The organism is Siccirubricoccus phaeus, assembly GCF_008360935.1.
GTDB classification, from domain to species: Bacteria; Pseudomonadota; Alphaproteobacteria; order Acetobacterales; family Acetobacteraceae; genus Siccirubricoccus; species Siccirubricoccus phaeus.
Genome location: NZ_SRXO01000002.1, coordinates 368,443 through 384,635 on the forward strand (window position 1 = coordinate 368,443; position 16,193 = coordinate 384,635).

15 protein-coding genes are annotated in these 16,193 nt (G+C 71.4%); 12 read left to right on the forward strand and 3 right to left on the reverse strand.

The features are described 5' to 3' along the window. The first annotated feature begins 1 nt into the window (after nt 1). From E5N76_RS04120 to E5N76_RS04165, 10 genes are all read left to right on the forward strand, one after another. The gene (locus E5N76_RS04120) at nt 2-859 is read left to right on the forward strand and encodes an HTD2 family dehydratase (protein ID WP_149536024.1); all 858 of its coding nucleotides are present in this window, start codon (nt 2-4) and stop codon (nt 857-859) included. Then, nucleotides 860-2,188 carry a CaiB/BaiF CoA transferase family protein gene (locus E5N76_RS04125; protein WP_149536025.1) on the forward strand — a complete coding sequence of 443 codons (1,329 nt, stop codon included), beginning with the start codon at nt 860-862 and terminating at the stop codon, nt 2,186-2,188. Further along, entirely contained in the window at nt 2,185-3,042 is an 858-nt protein-coding gene (locus E5N76_RS04130; protein WP_235907564.1) for an HpcH/HpaI aldolase/citrate lyase family protein, read from the forward strand. Before E5N76_RS04125 ends, E5N76_RS04130 begins: the two co-directional genes overlap by 4 nt. Before the next feature lie 232 nt (nt 3,043-3,274). Further along, complete coding sequence (gene hmgA, locus E5N76_RS04135) at nt 3,275-4,588, forward strand: homogentisate 1,2-dioxygenase (protein ID WP_149536027.1); 1,314 nt, start codon at nt 3,275-3,277, stop codon at nt 4,586-4,588. After that, nucleotides 4,588-5,859: a fumarylacetoacetase gene (gene fahA / locus E5N76_RS04140; RefSeq protein ID WP_149536028.1), complete on the forward strand. Its 1,272-nt coding sequence runs from the start codon at nt 4,588-4,590 to the stop codon at nt 5,857-5,859. Before hmgA ends, fahA begins: the two co-directional genes overlap by 1 nt. 229 nt (nt 5,860-6,088) lie before the next feature. Then, nucleotides 6,089-7,258 (forward strand): CaiB/BaiF CoA transferase family protein, encoded by a 1,170-nt coding sequence (locus E5N76_RS04145; RefSeq protein ID WP_149536029.1) that lies wholly within the window; start codon nt 6,089-6,091, stop codon nt 7,256-7,258. Between the two features lie 50 nt (nt 7,259-7,308). Then, entirely contained in the window at nt 7,309-7,674 is a 366-nt protein-coding gene (locus E5N76_RS04150; protein ID WP_149536030.1) for a nuclear transport factor 2 family protein, read from the forward strand. Further along, nucleotides 7,671-8,075, forward strand: a complete 405-nt coding sequence (locus E5N76_RS04155; RefSeq protein WP_207791855.1) for a hypothetical protein — start codon at nt 7,671-7,673, stop codon at nt 8,073-8,075. Before E5N76_RS04150 ends, E5N76_RS04155 begins: the two co-directional genes overlap by 4 nt. Nucleotides 8,076-8,188: 113 nt before the next feature. Then, on the forward strand, nt 8,189-9,241 hold the full coding sequence (locus E5N76_RS04160) for an Ldh family oxidoreductase (protein WP_149536032.1): 1,053 nt from the start codon (nt 8,189-8,191) through the stop codon (nt 9,239-9,241). Nucleotides 9,242-9,284: 43 nt separating this feature from the next. Further along, on the forward strand, nt 9,285-10,247 hold the full coding sequence (locus E5N76_RS04165) for a Bug family tripartite tricarboxylate transporter substrate binding protein (RefSeq protein ID WP_187829965.1): 963 nt from the start codon (nt 9,285-9,287) through the stop codon (nt 10,245-10,247). 524 nt (nt 10,248-10,771) lie between these two features. Here E5N76_RS04165 and E5N76_RS04170 read toward each other — a convergent pair. The 3 genes from E5N76_RS04170 to E5N76_RS04180 form a co-directional block, all read right to left on the reverse strand. Then, on the reverse strand, nt 10,772-11,125 hold the full coding sequence (locus tag E5N76_RS04170) for a hypothetical protein (protein ID WP_149536034.1): 354 nt from the start codon (nt 11,123-11,125) through the stop codon (nt 10,772-10,774). Nucleotides 11,126-11,217: 92 nt separating this feature from the next. Next, the gene (gene argH / locus E5N76_RS04175; RefSeq protein ID WP_187829966.1) at nt 11,218-12,723 is read right to left on the reverse strand and encodes an argininosuccinate lyase; all 1,506 of its coding nucleotides are present in this window, start codon (nt 12,721-12,723) and stop codon (nt 11,218-11,220) included. A gap of 208 nt (nt 12,724-12,931) precedes the next feature. After that, entirely contained in the window at nt 12,932-13,390 is a 459-nt protein-coding gene (locus E5N76_RS04180; protein WP_149536036.1) for a MaoC family dehydratase, read from the reverse strand. A gap of 380 nt (nt 13,391-13,770) precedes the next feature. Between E5N76_RS04180 and E5N76_RS04185 the strand changes: the two genes are divergently transcribed. Together E5N76_RS04185 and E5N76_RS04190 are read left to right on the forward strand one after the other, a co-directional pair. Next, a complete protein-coding gene (locus E5N76_RS04185; RefSeq protein ID WP_235907565.1) occupies nt 13,771-15,363 on the forward strand; it encodes an ABC transporter substrate-binding protein in 1,593 nt (530 codons plus the stop codon). After that, a complete protein-coding gene (locus E5N76_RS04190) occupies nt 15,360-16,076 on the forward strand; it encodes a metallophosphoesterase (RefSeq protein ID WP_149536037.1) in 717 nt (238 codons plus the stop codon). The genes E5N76_RS04185 and E5N76_RS04190 overlap by 4 nt, the downstream gene beginning before the upstream one ends. Nucleotides 16,077-16,193 lie beyond the last annotated feature (117 nt).

Genomic DNA, 16,193 nt, shown 5'->3' on the forward strand with positions numbered 1-16,193 from the left:
GATGTCCGAGACGCTGAGCCCCGAGCTGCAATCCTGGGTGGGCCGCACCCGCGTGGTGGAGGAGGATGTCGGCCTCGCCGCCGTGCGCCGCATCGCCGGCATGCTGGACATGGATCCGGCGGCCTTCAGGAATGGCGACAAGCTGCCGCCGCACTGGTTCACCATGTTCTTCGCCGATGTGGCGCGGCAGAGCGATATCGGCCCGGACGGTCACCCCAACCCGGCGGTGTTCCTGCCGCCGATTCTGCTGCCGCGGCGCATGGGGGCGGGGCGGCGGGTGACGATCCACGACACGCTGCGGGTCGGCGAGGTCGCCAGCAAGACGGCGGAAGTGGCCGCCATCCTGCCGAAGCAGGCGCGCACCGGCTTCATCACCGTGCTCACCATGCGCCACACCATCCGCCGCGAAGGTCAGGTGATCGCGGTGGACGAGTTCGACGCCATCTACCGCGAGGCGGTGAAGCCCGGAGAGAAGAGCGGCACCGGCGCGCCCATGCCGGCGCCCACGGACGCGGCGTGGCGGGTGGAGAAGCATCTCTCCTCGCCGCTGGTGTTCCGCTACTCGGCGGTGACCTGGAACGCGCACCGGATCCACTACGATGCCGATTACAGCCGCCAGGTGGAGGGCTATCCGAACACGGTGCAGAATGGCGGGCTGACCATGCAGCTTCTGCTGGATGCCGCGGTGGCGAATACGCCCGGCACCCTGCGCGGCTTCACCGCGCGGCTGACGCGGCCGATCTATGTCGGGGATACCGTCACCCTCTGCGGCCATGCGCCGAAGGATGGCCGGGTGAATGCCTGGGTGCAGGACAAGGATGGCTATCTCTGCGCCCAGCTCGATTGCGAGTTCGCCTGAATGCCGGGGCCTTTGGAAGGCGTGAAGGTGGTGGACCTGACCACGGTGGTGGTCGGGCCCATCTGCACCAGGACGCTGGCCGACCAGGGCGCCGAGGTCATCAAGGTGGAGGCGCCGGGCGGCGACATATTGCGCTACCTCGCCGCCGGCAGCCGCAGCCCGGCCATGTCCGGCAAATTCATCAACTTCAACCGCAACAAGCGCAGCATCGTGCTGAACATCAAGCAGCCCGAGGGGCTGGCGGCGCTGAAGCGGCTGATCGCGGCGGCGGATGTCTTCGTCTCCAACGTAAGGCCGGCGGCGCTGGCGCGGGCGGGGCTGGATTACGAGGCGCTGCGCCCGCTCAATCCTCGACTGATCCATTGCGGCATCGTGGCTTTCGGCACGGATGGCCGCTACGCCAACCGCCCGGCCTATGACCCGATCATCCAGTCGCTCTCCGGCGTCGCCGGCACCTTCGAGCGGGCGATCGGCGAGCCGCGCTTCGTGCCCATGGTGATGACGGACCACATCACCGGGCTGGTGGCGGCGCAGAGCATCGGCTTCGCGCTGTACCGGCGGGAGAAGACCGGCACGGGCGAGAGCATCGAGGTGCCGATGTTCGAAACCATGGCGAGCTTCGTCACCAGCGAGCATCTCGGCGCCCGCACCTTCGACCCGCCGGAGGGGCCGAGCGGCGATGACCGGCTGCTCTCCCCGGATTACCGGCCGCTGCCGACCAGGGATGGCTACCTGACCGTCCGGCCGAACGACAACCGCCAGGCCTTCGCCTTCTTCGACGCCATCGGCCGGCCGGAGCTGAAGGACGACCCGCGCTTCACCACCGCGCTGACGCGCACGGAGAACGCCGCCGCCTTCTTCACCGTGCAGGTGGAGGCGCTGGCGCAGAAGACCACGGCAGAGTGGCTGGAGATCTTCGCCCGCGCCGACGTGCCGGCGGGGCCGTATAATTCCATCGACGATCTGCTGGAGGACGCGCATCTGCAGGATGTCGGCTTCTGGGGCTTCGAGGAGCACCCGACCGAAGGCCGCATCCGCCGCACCCGCGTGCCCGTCACCTTCCGCGGCGGCATGCGGGAGACGACGCGGCCCGCGCCGCGGCTTGGCGCGCAGACGCGGGAGATATTGGCGGAAGCGGGCTACGGCGCCGCCGAAATCGACGCCATGCTGGAAAGCGGCGCCGCTTCCCTCGCTCCCCCGCTTGCGGGGGGTCGGACGCATGCGTCCGGTCGGGGTGTCGCCGCCCCTTCCCCAAGCTCAGCCAGCCACCCCCACCCTGACTCTCCCCCGCCAGCGGGGGAGGGGATTGCAGCCGGATCGCGCGCATGACCCCGAATTGGCGTTCCCTCCTCTTCGTCCCCGCCACGGCGGAGCGCTTCGTCGCCAAGGCGCATACCCGCGGCGCCGATGTCATCATCCTCGACCTGGAGGACAGCATCCCGCCGGCGGAGAAGGCGGCGGCCCGCGCCGCCCTGCCGGCGGCGGCGAAGCTTGTGGGCCAGGCCGGCGCGGAGGTGGCCGTCCGTATCAACCGCCCGCTGGAACTCGCCGTGCCGGACATCGCCGCCGCCATCATGCCGGAGGTGACGGCGCTGATGCTGCCCAAGGTGATGGGCGCGGAGCATGTGAAGCTGCTCGCCGAAGTGGTCGGCGCGCGGGAGGCGGCGCTCGGCCTGCCGGTGGGACGTACCCGCTTCATCGCCATCGTCGAGACGCCGCAGGCCCTGCCGAATCTCTACGCCATCGCCGCGGCCGATCCGCGCATGGCCGCGCTCGGCGTCGGCAGCGAGGATCTCTCCACCGAGCTGGAAGCGGTGCCCGGGGCCGACCTGCTCTACCCCTACGGCATGATGGTGGTGGCGGCGGCGCGGGCGCATGGCGTCCTGCCGCTCGGCTCCATCGGCGCCTTCGCGGATTTCCGCGATCTGGAGGGCTATCGCGCCTCCTTGCAGCGTTCCCGCAAGCTGGGCTTTGCCTGCACCGCCTGCATCCACCCGGCGCATGTGCCGATCATCAATGAGGAATACGGCGTGCCGCCGGCCGAGGCCGACCGCGCCCGCCGCCTGATCGCCACCTTCGAGGAGGCGTTGGCGCGCGGTGAGGGGGCGGTGGCCTTCGAGGGGGCGATGATCGACCTGCCGGTGGTCGAGCGAGCCCGCAGGTTGCTCGCTCGCGCAAGGTAGGGTGCGAGCCCGCAGGTTGCTCGCTCGCGCAAGGTAGGGTGCGAGCCTGCGGGTTGGGCGCTCGCGCAAGATTGGGTGCGAGCCCGAGCCCGCAGGCCGCTCGCTCGCGCAGGATAAGTGCGTGTCCACCGATTGCTCGCCCGCGCTAGACTGGGAGGCGGCCAGCATATGGTTTCACTTGAAACCAATGGCGGGAAGGGACCATAACTGCGCCAGTCCAAGGGAGGTGCCGATGAACGTCCTGACACGCCCGGCCGAAACCGGGCTGGAATTCGCCACCCAATCCGGCTTTGGCAATGAATTCGCGACGGAGGCCCTGCAAGGCGCGTTGCCGGCCGGGCGGAACTCGCCGCAGAGGGTCCCCTACGGCCTCTATGCGGAGCAGTTCAGCGGCACCGCCTTCACCGTGCCGCGGCACGAGGCGCGGCGCACCTGGTTCTACCGCATCCGCCCCTCCGCCGGGCATGGGCGCTTCCGGCCGCTGGATGCCGGGATGCTGTGCGGCCCGCTGGCGCCGCCCAACCCGAACCGGCTGCGCTGGAACCCGCTGCCCATGCCGGAGGTGCCGGTGGATTTCATCGCCGGCCTCATCACCATCGGCGCGACTGCGCCGGCGGAGGCGCTTTCCGGCGTTACCATCCATGTCTATCGCGCGACCGCCTCGATGCAGCGCGTCTTTATGGATGCGGATGGGGAGCTGCTGCTCGTCCCGCAGCAGGGGCGGCTGCTGCTGGCCACCGAATGCGGCCGGCTGCCGGTCGCGCCGGGGGAGATCGCCGTCATCCCCTGCGGCATGAAATTCCGCGTGGAGCTGCCGGATGGCGCGGCGCGCGGCTATCTGGCGGAGAATCACGGCGCGCCGCTGCGCCTGCCGGATCTCGGGCCGATCGGCGCCAATGGCCTGGCCAATCCGCGCGATTTCCTCTCGCCTGTGGCGTGGTACGAGGAGCGCGACGAACCGACCGAGCTGGTGCAGAAATTCCAGGGCACGCTGTGGTTCACCAAGCTGGACCACTCGCCGCTGGACGTGGTGGCCTGGCACGGCAACAACGTGCCCTACAAGTACGATACGGCGCGGTTCAACGCGATCGGCACGATCAGCTTCGACCATCCGGACCCGTCGATCTTCACCGTGCTGACCAGCCCGACCACGGCGCCGGGGTTGGCGAATATGGATTTCGTCATCTTCCCGCCGCGCTGGATGGTGGCGGAGCAGACCTTCCGGCCGCCCTGGTTCCACCGCAACGTGATGAACGAGTGCATGGGGCTGGTGCAGGGCGTCTATGACGGCAAGGCGGAGGGCTTCCTGCCCGGCGGCATCTCGCTGCATCCCCGCATGTCCGGCCACGGGCCGGATGCGCCGACGACGGCGCGCGCGATTGCGGCGGAGCTGGCGCCGCACAAGATCGAGGGCACCCTGGCCTTCATGTTCGAGACCAGCCAGGTGATCCGGGCGACGCGCTACGCCATGGAATGCCCGGAGCTGCAGGCGAACTACGATAGCTGCTGGGACGGGTTGCCGAAGAGCTTCACGGGAGCCGGGTGATGGATGCGACGCATGATCCGGGGCTGCGGAGCTTCGTCGACAGCGCCGATGGGCATCCGGATTTCCCCATCCAGAACCTGCCCTTCGGCGTCTTTGCGCCGCCGGGCGGGGCGAAGCGGGGCGGCGTGGCGATCGGCGAGAAGGTGCTGGATCTCGGGGCCATCGCGCCGTTGCTGGCAGGCGAAGCGAAGCGCGCGGCGGAGGCGGCGGCCGGGGAGGTGCTGAACCCGTTCTTCGCCCTCGGCGCCGGGCCGCGGCGGGCGCTGCGGGCGGCGCTGTCCCGGCTGCTGGCGCATGACAGTGCCAAGGCAACGGAGGTGCGGCCGCATCTCTACGACACCGCCGCCTGCACGCTGCATCTGCCGGCGCGCATCGGCGACTACACCGATTTCTACGCCGGCATCCATCACGCGACCAATGCGGGCAAGCTGTTCCGGCCGGACAACCCGCTGCTGCCCAACTATAAATACGTCCCCGTGGCCTATCATGGCCGGGCTTCCACCGTGCGCGTCTCCGGCAGCGCGGTGAAGCGGCCGATGGGGCAGCGCAAGCTGCCGGGCGAGGATGGCCCGAGCTTCGGCCCCTGCCAGCGGCTGGATTACGAGATGGAATTCGGCATCTGGATCGGCCCGGGCAATGACGCGCCGATCCCCATCGGCCGCGCCGCCGAGCACATCGCCGGCTTCTGCCTGCTGAACGACTGGTCGGCGCGGGACATCCAGGCCTGGGAAGCGCAGCCGCTGGGGCCTTTCCTCGCCAAGAATTTCCACACCTCCGTCAGCCCCTGGGTGGTGACGCCGGAGGCGCTGGCGCCCTTCCGCATCGCCCAGCCCCCGCGGCCGGAGGGCGACCCGAAGCCGCTGGACTATCTGTGGGACGAAGCGGATCAGGCCGGCGGCGCGCTGGACCTGGCGGTGGAGGTGCTGCTGCAGACGAGGCAGGGTGGCCCCTTCCGGCTTTCCATCGCCAATACCAGCCAGCTTTATTGGAGCTTCGCGCAGATGGTGGCGCACCACACGGTGGGCGGCTGCGCGCTGGCGCCGGGCGATTTGTTCGGCAGCGGCACCATCTCCGCCCCCAGCGAGGATGGCTACGGCGCGCTGCTGGAACTGACCTATGGCGGCCAGAAGCCGGTGACGCTGCCGAATGGCGAGGAGCGCCGCTTCCTGGAGGATGGTGACACGGTGATCTTCCGCGCCCGCGCCGCGCGAGAAGGCCACGCCTCCATCGGCTTCGGCGAATGCCGCGGCACTATGCTGCCTGCTGCGTAGCGAAGGCGCATGAATGCGCCTTCGACAGCGTCGAAGGCGACCCTTCGCCAAAGCCATGGGGCTGGTTTCGGGTCAAGGACGAAGCCGCGCGAGGCGCGGTGCGGCTTCGCCGCATCCTTGACTCGAAACCGGCCCCATGGCCGTTGCTTGGGGTGCGCCTCCGGCGCGGCGTCGAGCGCGCATGGCGCGCCGGGCGCGACCGCGTTCTGACGAAAGGGGAGGGAAGGGGATGAGCGTCCTCGCAGGCATCAAGGTCGTGGAACTCGGCCAGGTCCTCGCCGGGCCCTTCGCCGGCGCCATCCTTGCCGATCTCGGCGCCGAGGTGTGGAAGGTGGAAAAGCCCGAAGGCGGCGACGATGCCCGCCAGATGGGCCCCGCCTTCCGCCATGGCGACGCGCTGAACTTCCATGAATTCAACCGCGGCAAGCGCAGCGTCGCGCTGGATCTGAAAGCGCCGGAGGGGCTGGACGCGCTGTTCCGCCTGCTCTCGGATGCGGACATCCTGCTGCACAATCTCCGCCCCGGCGTCGCCGATGCGCTGGGTTTCGGCGCGGCGGTGGTGACGGCCCGCTTCCCCAGGCTGATCTATTGCGAGATGGGCGCCTTCGGCCATCTCGGCCCGCTGCGCCTGCGCCCGGGCTATGAGCCGCTCTTCCAGGCCTTCTGCGGCCTCTCCTCCATCACCGGCGAGCCGGACGGCCCGCCGGTGCGCATGGGTGCTTCCGTGGTGGATCAGGGCACCGGCATGTGGACCGTCATCGGCGCGCTGGCCGCGCTGGAGCAACGCCGCCGCACCGGGGCGGGCTGCGTGGTGAACACCTCGCTGTTCGAGACGGCGCTGATGTGGGCCGGGCAGAAGATCAGCGCCTATGTGAACACGGGCAAGCAGCCGGAGCGCCACGCCTCCGGCCATCCGAATTTCGTGCCCTACCAGGCCTTCGCCACCGCCGACGGCCCGCTGCTGGTCTGCTGCGGCAATGACCGGCTCTTCGCCAAATTCTGCGCCGTGACCGGTGCGCCGGACTGGCCTGCCGACCCGCGCTTCGCCACCAACCGCGCCAGGCTGGCGAACAAGGACGCGCTGCTGCCGGAGATCGCCGCGCTGCTCGCGCCCTGGCCGCGCGCCGTGCTGGCGGAGAAGCTGGTGGCCGCCGGCGTGCCCTGCGCCCCGGTGAACACGATTCCGGAAATCCTCGCCGAGCCGCAGACTGCGGCGATGGAAATGCTGCAGCCGGTGCCGGGCGAGGATTTCTCCCTCGTCGCCATGCCGCTGTCCTTCGACGGGGAGCGCCCGCGCATTCGCCATGGCGCGCCGCGGCTGGGACAGGATTCCGCGCCGCGGCTCAATCAGCACGGCATGACCTCCGAGGTCATCGAATCCGCGCGCGAAGCAGGGTGATCTCCCGGCATCGGCGGGGCTGGTCCCGCCGGTTGCCGAGGAGATCACCCATGTCCACCCATGACGCGCTGATCGACCGCTACATCGCCTGCTGGAACGAGGCCGATCCGGCCCGCCGCCGCGCCCTGATCGCCGAGACCTTCGCCGAGGGCGCGACCTATCTGGACCCGCTGCACGCGGCGGAGGGGCAGGAGGGCATCGCCGCCCTCATCGAGGGCGCGCAGCGGCAATTTCCGGGCCTTGCCTTCAGCCGCCGCGGCGGGGCGGATGCGCATCACGACCGGCTGCGCTTCGCCTGGGCGCTGGGCCCGGCCGGGGGCGAGGCGGTGGCGGGTGGCACGGATGTCGGGAGGCTGGCCGTGGATGGCCGCTTCGCCTCCGTGCTCGGCTTCATCGATTTCGCGCCGAAGGGGTGAGGGACATGGTCATCCTCTCCTCCTTCCTTCGCCGCGTGCTGTGGCTGGATGCGGCGTCCTGCCTCGGCATGGGGGTGCTGCTGGCGGCCCTGGCCGGGACGCTCGGCGGCGCGCTGCACCTGCCCGTGACATTGCTGCGCGAAAGCGGGCTGTTCCTGCTGCTGTTCGGCTTCGTGCTGGCCTGGATGGCGAGCCGCGCCGCCCTGCCCCGTTGGCTGCTTTGGCTGGTCATTCTGGGCAATGCGCTCTGGGCCCTGGATAGCCTGTTGCTGCTACCCTTGGGGCTGGTGGTGCCGAATCTGCCTGGCGAGGTCTTTCTCGTCGCTCAGGCGCTTTTCGTCGCCCTGTTGGCCATGCTCGAATATCGTGGCTTGCAGGCCGCCGCGGCGCAGCCTGCCTAGAACAAGGTTTCCAAAGGCCTTTCGGCCTCCATCGACGATGCTGCGCATCGTGGTGGGAGCCCTTCGTGGGGGAGCGCGAGGGAGGCAGAGCCTCCCTCGTTGGGGAGGGTGAGATGTCCGGGATGGTCACCACCGAGGCGCTCCGCGCCTTCATCGCACGCTGCTACATCGCCGCCGGCGTGCCCGCGGCCGATGCCGCGACGGTTGCCGGCCTGATGGCCGAGGCCGATCTCATCGGCGCCGATGGCCATGGCGTGTTCCGCCTGCCGCAATACATCCGCCGCATCCGCGCCGGCGGCATGAACCCGCGCGCCGTGCCGCGCATCGTGGAGGAGCGCCCCGCCGCCGCGCTGGTGGATGGCGATAACGGCCTCGGCCATCTCGCCGTGACGCTGGCGGCGCAGACCGCCATCGCCAAGGCGCGCAGCCAGGGCGTCGCCTGGTGCGGCGTGCGCATGGGCAACCATGCCGGGCCGGCCAGCCTCTACGCCCGCATGCCGATGGCGGCGGGGATGATCGGCCTCTACCTCGCGGTCGGCAGCGCCAACCACCTGCCACCCTGGGGCGGGCTGGAGCTGCTGCTCTCCACCAACCCCATCGCCGTCGCCGTGCCCACCGAGCACGAGCCGCCCATCGTGCTGGACATGGCCACCACCGTCGCCGCCTATGGCAAGGTGAAGGTGAAGGCCCAGCGCGGCGAGTCGATGCCGGAAGGCTGGATGATCGACCGGCTGGGCCAGCCCCTGCTGGATCCGAAGCGCGCGAATGAGGGGCTGCTGCTGCCGATCGGCGGCTACAAGGGCTATGGCCTGGCGCTGATCTTCGGCCTGCTCGCCGGCACGCTGAACGGCGCGGCGATGGGCAGCGACGTCGTCGACTTCAACGCCGACGACAGCAGCGTGACCAATACCGGCCAGGCGATCCTCGCCATCGACATCGCGGCCTTCGGCGACCCCGCGGCGTTCCGCGCCCGGGTGGATGCGCTGGCGCGGGAGCTGCGCGGCAGCCAGCGCCTGCCCGGGGTGGACCGCATCTTCCTGCCCGGCGAGCAGAGTCACGCCACCCGCGCCCGCCGCGTGGCGGAAGGCATCCCCATCCCCCCGCCGCTGCGCGCCACGCTGGACGGGCTGGCGGGGGAGCTGGGCGTGACGCCCCTGTTCGGCTGAGCCCCGCTGCCGCAGGATGGCGGCAAAACGGGAGGATGTCCGGATGCGCCTGCTGCTCGCGTTTGCCCTTGCGCTGCTGCCCGGCCTGGCCCGGGCGCAGGAGGCGCCCTTTCCCTCGCGCCCCATCACCCTGCTGGTCGGCTTCGCCCCCGGCGGCGGGACGGACATCCTGGCAAGGCTGATCGCGCCGAAGCTCTCGGAGGAATTCGGCCAGCCCGTCGCCGTGGAGAACCGCACCGGCGGCGGCGGCACCATCGCCGTGGTGGCCGCCATTCGGGCGCGGCCGGACGGGCATACGGTGACGCTCGGCACCCTCTCCAACAATGTCCAGGTGCCGCTGGCGATGCGCAGCCCGCCCTTCGACCCGCAGCGGGACGTGACGCCGCTGGTGCAGGTGGCGAGCGTGCCGCTGGTGATGGTGGTGCCGGAAACCTCGCCGGCCCGCAGCGTCGCGGAATTCGTCGCCCTGGCGAAGGCGCAGCCGGGGGCGCTGAACCATGCCAGCAACGGCGTCGGCACCACCCAGCACATGGCGGCGGCGCTGTTCATGCTGGGCACCGGCACGCAGTTGACGCATGTGCCCTATCGCGGCAGCGGGCCGGCGACCATCGACCTGACGGCCGGGGTGGTGAACGTGAACTTCGACACGCTCTCCACCGTGCTGCCGCATATCCGGCAGAACCGACTGCGGGCGCTGGCGGTGACCACCCGCGCCCGCTCCGACCAATTGCCGGAGGTGCCGACGATGATCGAGGCCGGGCTGGCGGAGTACGACATCGACCTCTGGTACACGCTGTTCGGCCCCGCCGGGCTGCCGGAGGGGGCGGCGCAGCGCTGGGCGCAGGCGGTGAACGCCGCCTTCGCCGATCCGGCGTTCCGCGCCAGGCTGGTCGAATCGGGCTTCGGCCCGGCCGGCGGCTCGCCCGGCCAGGCGGCGACGGTGCTGAATGCCGATATCGCCCGCTACCGGGAGGTGATCCGGCGGGCCGATATCCGGCTGGAGTAGCGGCGTGTCGGCACCGCCAGGGCGGGGCGGCGGCGTGGACATGCGGGCCGCGCTGGTTGTTATTGGTTATTATTGGTTGCCGCCCAATGCGCTGACCGTGCCGGGCGGACGGAGGCCTATCTCCGTCCCGTGCCTCGCGGCTGGGCCTCTCGTCCAGAGCGGGATCGGTTGAGCTTCGCTCACCCGTCCTGCTCCGGCGCATTGTCTGGTCGCGGCTTCACGGTTCCGATCGATTCGACCTCGGCCGATCACGCTCCAGGAGCCTGTTGCAGAAGGGTCCGGCGCGTCTCGGCGGGTCCTTTCCGCCCTGGCGTCATGCGCCGGCGTGCGGTTCGCATGCCTCCCGCGAAGCTGCCGATGCGACCGACATCGGCGGCATGCACCTTTGACCGGACGCAGATCCTTTGCCGATCCGCCGCCGGGACCCTTTTGCGACAGGCTCCAGCCCGGACGCAGCTACGTGCTCACGGCCCGCCGCAGGCTCGTGCCGCTTAGGCAGCCCCCGGTGCCATCGACCGCGTGGCTCAGCGGACCGGCCGCGCCGGGGCCGCCACCGGGGGTGGTGCCGCCTGGGGCGGGCTGGCCGGGGTGATGGGCACATAGCCCGGGATATAGAGTTGGCCGCCCGGCCAGGTCGCCCCGGGGGGCGGGGCATAGACCACCGGCGGCGGCGCGTAATAGATGGGCGGCGGCACGTAATAGGCGACCGGCGGCGGATACCAGCGCGGCCCCCAGTAATAGGCCGGCGGGCCGATATGGAAGCCGATCCCGACATGCGGGCCGGAATGCCAGCGATGCGCCGCAACCGGCTGCGGCAGGGCAAGCACGCCGAGTCCGAGGAAAGCGGCGCCGAGAAGCCAGGCCTTGCGGGTGGACATGGCGGTGAACCTCCAACCCTGGACATAGGAAGTCGGCCCGCCCGTGGAAAGCGGCGTGCCTGTATCGAACCGCGTCGGTGCGGGGCCGGAACTCAGCCGGCCAGCGCCCTGGCCGCCGCGAAGCAGCCTTCCCGTGCCCTGGCGAGCCGTCCGGCCAGCGCCTCCAGCGCCGCGCTCTCCGCCGCCCAGGCGGCGCGGCGGGCGGCGAGGGCGGGGGCCATGGCCTCCGGCGCCGGCCCACCCGGCACGCGCCGCCCGGCGACATTCCTCGCCGGATCCAGCGCTGCCGCCACCAGCGCCGGGGCCAGGCGCGGCGGGGCGATGCCGGCCGCCTTTGCCGCCGCATCCAGCTCCGCGCTGGTGATGCTGTCGGCGAGGCGCCCCGCCTCCAGCGCCTGCCGCACCACCGCGGCGACGATGCCATGCGCCTGGCGGAAGGAAAGCCCGCTCTCCCGCACGATCACATCGGCCAGCTCCGTCGCGGTTCCAAAGCCCTCCGCCGCCGCCTGGGCCATGCGGGCGGGGCGCAGCGTCAGGCCGGCGAAGACCTCCTCCAGCAGCGCCAGGATGCGGCTTGCGCGGGCAGCGGCGTCCAGCACCGGCTCGTTCACCGCCGTCACCGCGTCATTCACATCGGCGAAGCCGGTGTTCTTCGTCATCGCCAGCGCCGCGCCGAGCGCGCCGGTCACCATGGCGGCGGCGGCCTTCGCATGCTCCAGCGCCACCGGGTTCTTCTTCTGCGGCATGATGGAGGAGACGGCGCTGTGGCGGTCCGCCAGCTCGAGGAAGCCGTATTCCCAGCTTCCCCAGGCCATCAGATCGGTGGCGAGGCGCGAGAGGAAGGTCATCAGCAGCGCCATGGCAGCGGCCGCCTCCAGCGCGTCGTCGCGCGAGGAGACGGCGTCGTACGCGTTCTCCAGCGGCGCGGCGAAGCCGAGCAGCGATGCGGTATGGCCCCGGTCCAGCGGAAAGGCGGTGGTGGCGAGCGCCCCGGCGCCGAGCGGGCAGAGATCGGCATGCGCCAGGGCGCCGGCGAGGCGCCGCTGGTCCCGCGCCAGCACATCGGCGGCGGCCAGCAGCCAGTAGCCGAAGGTGATGGGCTGGGCGTGCTGGCCATGGGTGTAGCCAGGCATCACCGTGGCCTGGTGTGCCTCTGCCAGGCGCAGCAGCGTGGCACGCAGGGCCAGCACGCCGCGCTGCACCGCCACCAGCGCCTGCCGCAGCGCCATGCGCCAGGTGGTGGCGTTCAGGTCGTTGCGGCTGCGCCCGGTATGCAGCCGGCCGCCGGTATCCGGCCCGAGGGTGGCGATGATCCGCCGCTCGACATAGGAGTAGAGATCCTCCTGCCGGTGATCCACCGGCACGCTTTCCGGCCCGGCCTCGGCCATGGCCAGCACCTCGCGCAGGCAGGCAGCGATGGCCGGCCGCGCCACGATCCCCTGGCGTTCCAGCATCAGCCCATGCGCCAGATGGGCCCACATCTCGTGGTCGAAGACCAGCGCCTGGGCGCGGGCGACGGCGCCGCGGTAGTAGCTTTCGACCAGCAGCGGGGAGGGGGGTTCCTTCACCCGCTCGCGCAGATTGCCGGCCTCGGCCATGGCGGTGTCCTCCCCTTGCCTTGCCGGCAGGGTAGGCGGCTGCGCGGCGCGGGGAAAGCGGGCGGGACGGCTCGGCCCATGGGCCCGAGCTCGGACCGGGGTCCGGGGCCAGGTCCTGGCCCCGGAGGCAATGCAGAGGGCAGCGCCCGCTGGGGGGGGCGGCCGGGGGGCGGCACCGCCACCAGCGGGCGGAGCCCCCATCCGCCTCCTATTCGTAGACCAGCGACAGCGTCTCCGCGACCAACGCCGGCCGTTCATTCCCCTCCACCTCCACCATCGCTTCCATGGTCAGGCGGGAGCAGCCATTGCCCAGATCCTCGATGTTCTTCAGCGTCAGGTGCCCCCGCACCCGCGCGCCGGAGGGCACCGGCGCCGTGAAGCGCACCTTGTTGGATCCGTAATTCACCCCGCGCTTGCGCTTGGTGATCTTGAAGATGCCTTGGTTCAGCTTGGGCAGCAGGGAGAGGGTCAGGTAGCCATGGGCGATGGTCTTGCCGCCCGGCATTTCCTTCTTGGCCCGCTCCACATCGATATGGATCCACTGATGGTCGCCGGTCGCTTCGGCGAATTGGTCGATCATCTTCTGGTCCACCACCAGCCAGTCGCTGCTGCCGAGCTTCTGACCGATATGCGCCTTCAGCGCCGCGACGTTCTCGACTTCGAGCATTCGCTCCTCCCGATGCGTACCCTGGAGTCCTGGCATGACGGCCGGCGCTTGGCCAGGGACCCCCGGCCCGGTCCTGAACGCCGGGGAAAAGTACGGGGGAGGCGCGGTGAAGGCCGTGCCTTCACCCCCCCTGGGCCCGGCGAGAGCGGGCAGGTCGAACCTGCGGACTCCGGGCGGGGTCCAGGAGGAAGCCTTCCCCCCGGCGGGGGGTGGCGGCGCTGCCGCCAACGGGGGCAGCGCCCCCTGCCGGGGGGGCCGGGGGTGGAGCCCCATCCGCACCGGGCCAGGGCGGCGCCCCGGCCCGCGGCGAGGCGCCATCGGCTCTTGCCATCCCGTCACGGCGGCGCAAGCTTGGGCAAAGCTGAAGGCCGGGGGGCGGGGTGCGGGACGCGCGGCATGTCCGGGCGCTGATCGGCGCCGCATGGTGCGGGGCGATGCTGGCGGGGGGCGCGGCGGCGCAGCGCCCGGCGGACAGCGTCACCCTCGGCATCGCCGTGCCGGCCAGCTCGGTCGACCCGCATGTGCTGAACGCCGCGCCGAACAGCCAGCTCGCCGCCCATCTCTTCTCCCGCCTGGTGGAGCGGGATGCGCGCTTCCAGCTCCGCCCCGGCCTCGCCCGGGAATGGCGCCAGGCGGAGCCTGATGCCTGGGAATTCCGCCTCTCCCCGGACGTGCTCTGGCATGACGGCCGGCCTTTCACGGCGGAGGATGCCGCCTTCTCCCTCGCCCGCGCCAAGTCGGTACCGAACAGCCCGGGCGGCTTTTCCGGCCTGCTGCGGATGATCGCCCGGGTGGAGGTGACGGACCCGCTGACCCTCCGCATCGTCACCCGCCGGCCGCATGCCCAGCTTCCGCTCGAGCTCAGCACCCTTGCCGTCATCTCCCGCCATGCCGGCCAGGGGGCGAGCACGGAGGATTACAACAACGGCCGCGCCGCCATCGGCACCGGCCCCTACCGCCTGGTCTCGCACATCCCGAACGAACGCACCGAGCTGGCGCGGCATGAGGGGTATTTCGGCCCCCGCCAGCCCTGGGCCCGGGTGACGCTGAAGGCCCTGCCGCAGGAGGCCGCGCGCAGCGCCGCCCTGCGCGCCGGCATGGTGGACCTCATCGAGCAGGTGCCGGCCGCCGATCTCGCCGCGCTGCGCCATGACCCGCGCTTCCGCGTCTTCGCCATCCCCGGCCTGCGGCTGATGTATCTGCAGCCGGATATCGGCCATGCCCAGGCGCCGCCGCAGGTGACGGATGGCAGCGGCCGGCCCTTGGCCGGGAATCCCTTCCGGGACCGCCGGGTACGGCTCGCCCTCTCCCATGCCATCGACCGGGCGGCGATCGCCGAGCGGGTTCTCGGTGGCGCGGCGGAGCCGGCGGGGCAATGGCTGCCGCCCGGCGCCCCCTCCTTCGACCCCGAAACACCGGCGCCGCGCCACGACCCGGCGCTCGCCCGGCAGCTGCTGGCGGAGGCCGGCTATCCGGACGGGTTCCGCCTGGTCCTGCTCGCGCCGCAGGGCCGCTACCTGGCCGACCTCGCCATGGCCCAGGCGGTGGCCGGGATGTGGGGCGGCATCGGCGTGGCGACGGAGGTGGTGGCGCTGCCCTGGGCCGGCTTCACCGACCGCTCCATGCGGCTGGAATTTGCCACCCGCCTTGCCTCCTGGATCAGCCTGACCGGGGAGGCGAGCTTCCCGCTGACCCATGTGCTCGGCAGCTATGACCCGGTGCTGCGGCGCGGCAGCGCCAATCTCGGCCGCTACAGCAACCCGGCGCTGGACAGCTTGGTGGAACGCGCCATGGCCACGGAGGCGGCGCCGGCGCGGGAGGCGCTGCTGCGCCAGGCGGTGCGGCTGGCCGCCGAGGATGTGCCGGTGATTCCGCTGATCCGGCCGCTGGCGGTCTGGGCGGTGCGGGCCGGGCTGCGCTATGAGCCCAGGATGGATGAGCGGACCTTGGCCATGGGGCTGCAGCCGGAGTGAGCCTGCAATTCCAGCCTGCCCCCGGCTGGCTGCCGCCGGGCCACCGGGTCTATGCGGTGGGCGACGTGCATGGCTGCGCGGCGCGGCTGGCGGCGCTGCACCGGCAGATCGCGGCGGATCTCGCCGCCCGGCCGGTGGCGCAGCCGCTGCTGATCCATCTCGGCGACTACGTGGACCGTGGCCCCGACAGCGCCGGGGTGCTGGCGCTGCTGCTCGCCGGCCCGCCGGTGCCGGGCCTGCCCGTGGTGAACCTGATGGGCAACCATGAGCGCACCATGCTGGATGCGCTGGCCGGCGAACGGGCGGCGATCACCGATTGGCGCTTCCATGGCGGGCGGGAGGCGCTGGCGAGCTGGGGGCTGGAGGCCGACTCCGATCCCGCCGGCTGGGCCGTCGGCATTCCTTCGGCGCAGCGGGCGTTCGTCGCGGGCCTGGCGCTTTCCCACACGCTGGGCGGCTATTTCTTCGCCCATGCGGGGGTGCGGCCCGGCCTGCCCCTGGCGGCGCAGGATCCCGAGGATCTGCTGCGCATCCGCCACGCCTTCCTGAATTCGGAGGCGGAATTCGGCGCGGTGGTGGTGCATGGCCATTCGCCGAGCCGCGGCCCGGTGGTGAAACCCAACCGCATCGGCATCGATACCGGCGCGGTCTTCGGGCGGGAGCTGACCTGCCTGGTGCTGGAAGCGGAGCGCCTGGCCTTCCTGACGGCCTGAACCGGCCCGGGCATGCGGCCCCGGGGGCCGGCCGGGGTTACGAAACGAAAACCCTCGCCCCGATAGATTGCCGCCGCATAGTCCCCGGGGGCGAGCCATCCATGACATATCCGCAGG

Bases quoted from the DNA above. Each gene is read 5' to 3' on its own strand.
- E5N76_RS04180 (WP_149536036.1), bottom strand. From the start codon at position 13,390: ATGCTCGAAGTCGAGAACGTCGCGGCGCTGAAGGCGCATATCGGTCAG.
- E5N76_RS04145 (WP_149536029.1), top strand. From the start codon at position 6,089: ATGAGCGTCCTCGCAGGCATCAAGGTCGTGGAACTCGGCCAGGTCCTC.
- E5N76_RS04130 (WP_235907564.1), top strand. From the start codon at position 2,185: ATGACCCCGAATTGGCGTTCCCTCCTCTTCGTCCCCGCCACGGCGGAG.
- E5N76_RS04120 (WP_149536024.1), top strand. From the start codon at position 2: ATGTCCGAGACGCTGAGCCCCGAGCTGCAATCCTGGGTGGGCCGCACC.
- E5N76_RS04125 (WP_149536025.1), top strand. From the start codon at position 860: ATGCCGGGGCCTTTGGAAGGCGTGAAGGTGGTGGACCTGACCACGGTG.
- E5N76_RS04150 (WP_149536030.1), top strand. From the start codon at position 7,309: ATGTCCACCCATGACGCGCTGATCGACCGCTACATCGCCTGCTGGAAC.
- E5N76_RS04170 (WP_149536034.1), bottom strand. From the start codon at position 11,125: ATGTCCACCCGCAAGGCCTGGCTTCTCGGCGCCGCTTTCCTCGGACTC.
- hmgA (WP_149536027.1), top strand. From the start codon at position 3,275: ATGAACGTCCTGACACGCCCGGCCGAAACCGGGCTGGAATTCGCCACC.
- E5N76_RS04165 (WP_187829965.1), top strand. From the start codon at position 9,285: ATGCGCCTGCTGCTCGCGTTTGCCCTTGCGCTGCTGCCCGGCCTGGCC.
- E5N76_RS04160 (WP_149536032.1), top strand. From the start codon at position 8,189: ATGTCCGGGATGGTCACCACCGAGGCGCTCCGCGCCTTCATCGCACGC.
- argH (WP_187829966.1), bottom strand. From the start codon at position 12,723: ATGGCCGAGGCCGGCAATCTGCGCGAGCGGGTGAAGGAACCCCCCTCC.
- fahA (WP_149536028.1), top strand. From the start codon at position 4,588: ATGGATGCGACGCATGATCCGGGGCTGCGGAGCTTCGTCGACAGCGCC.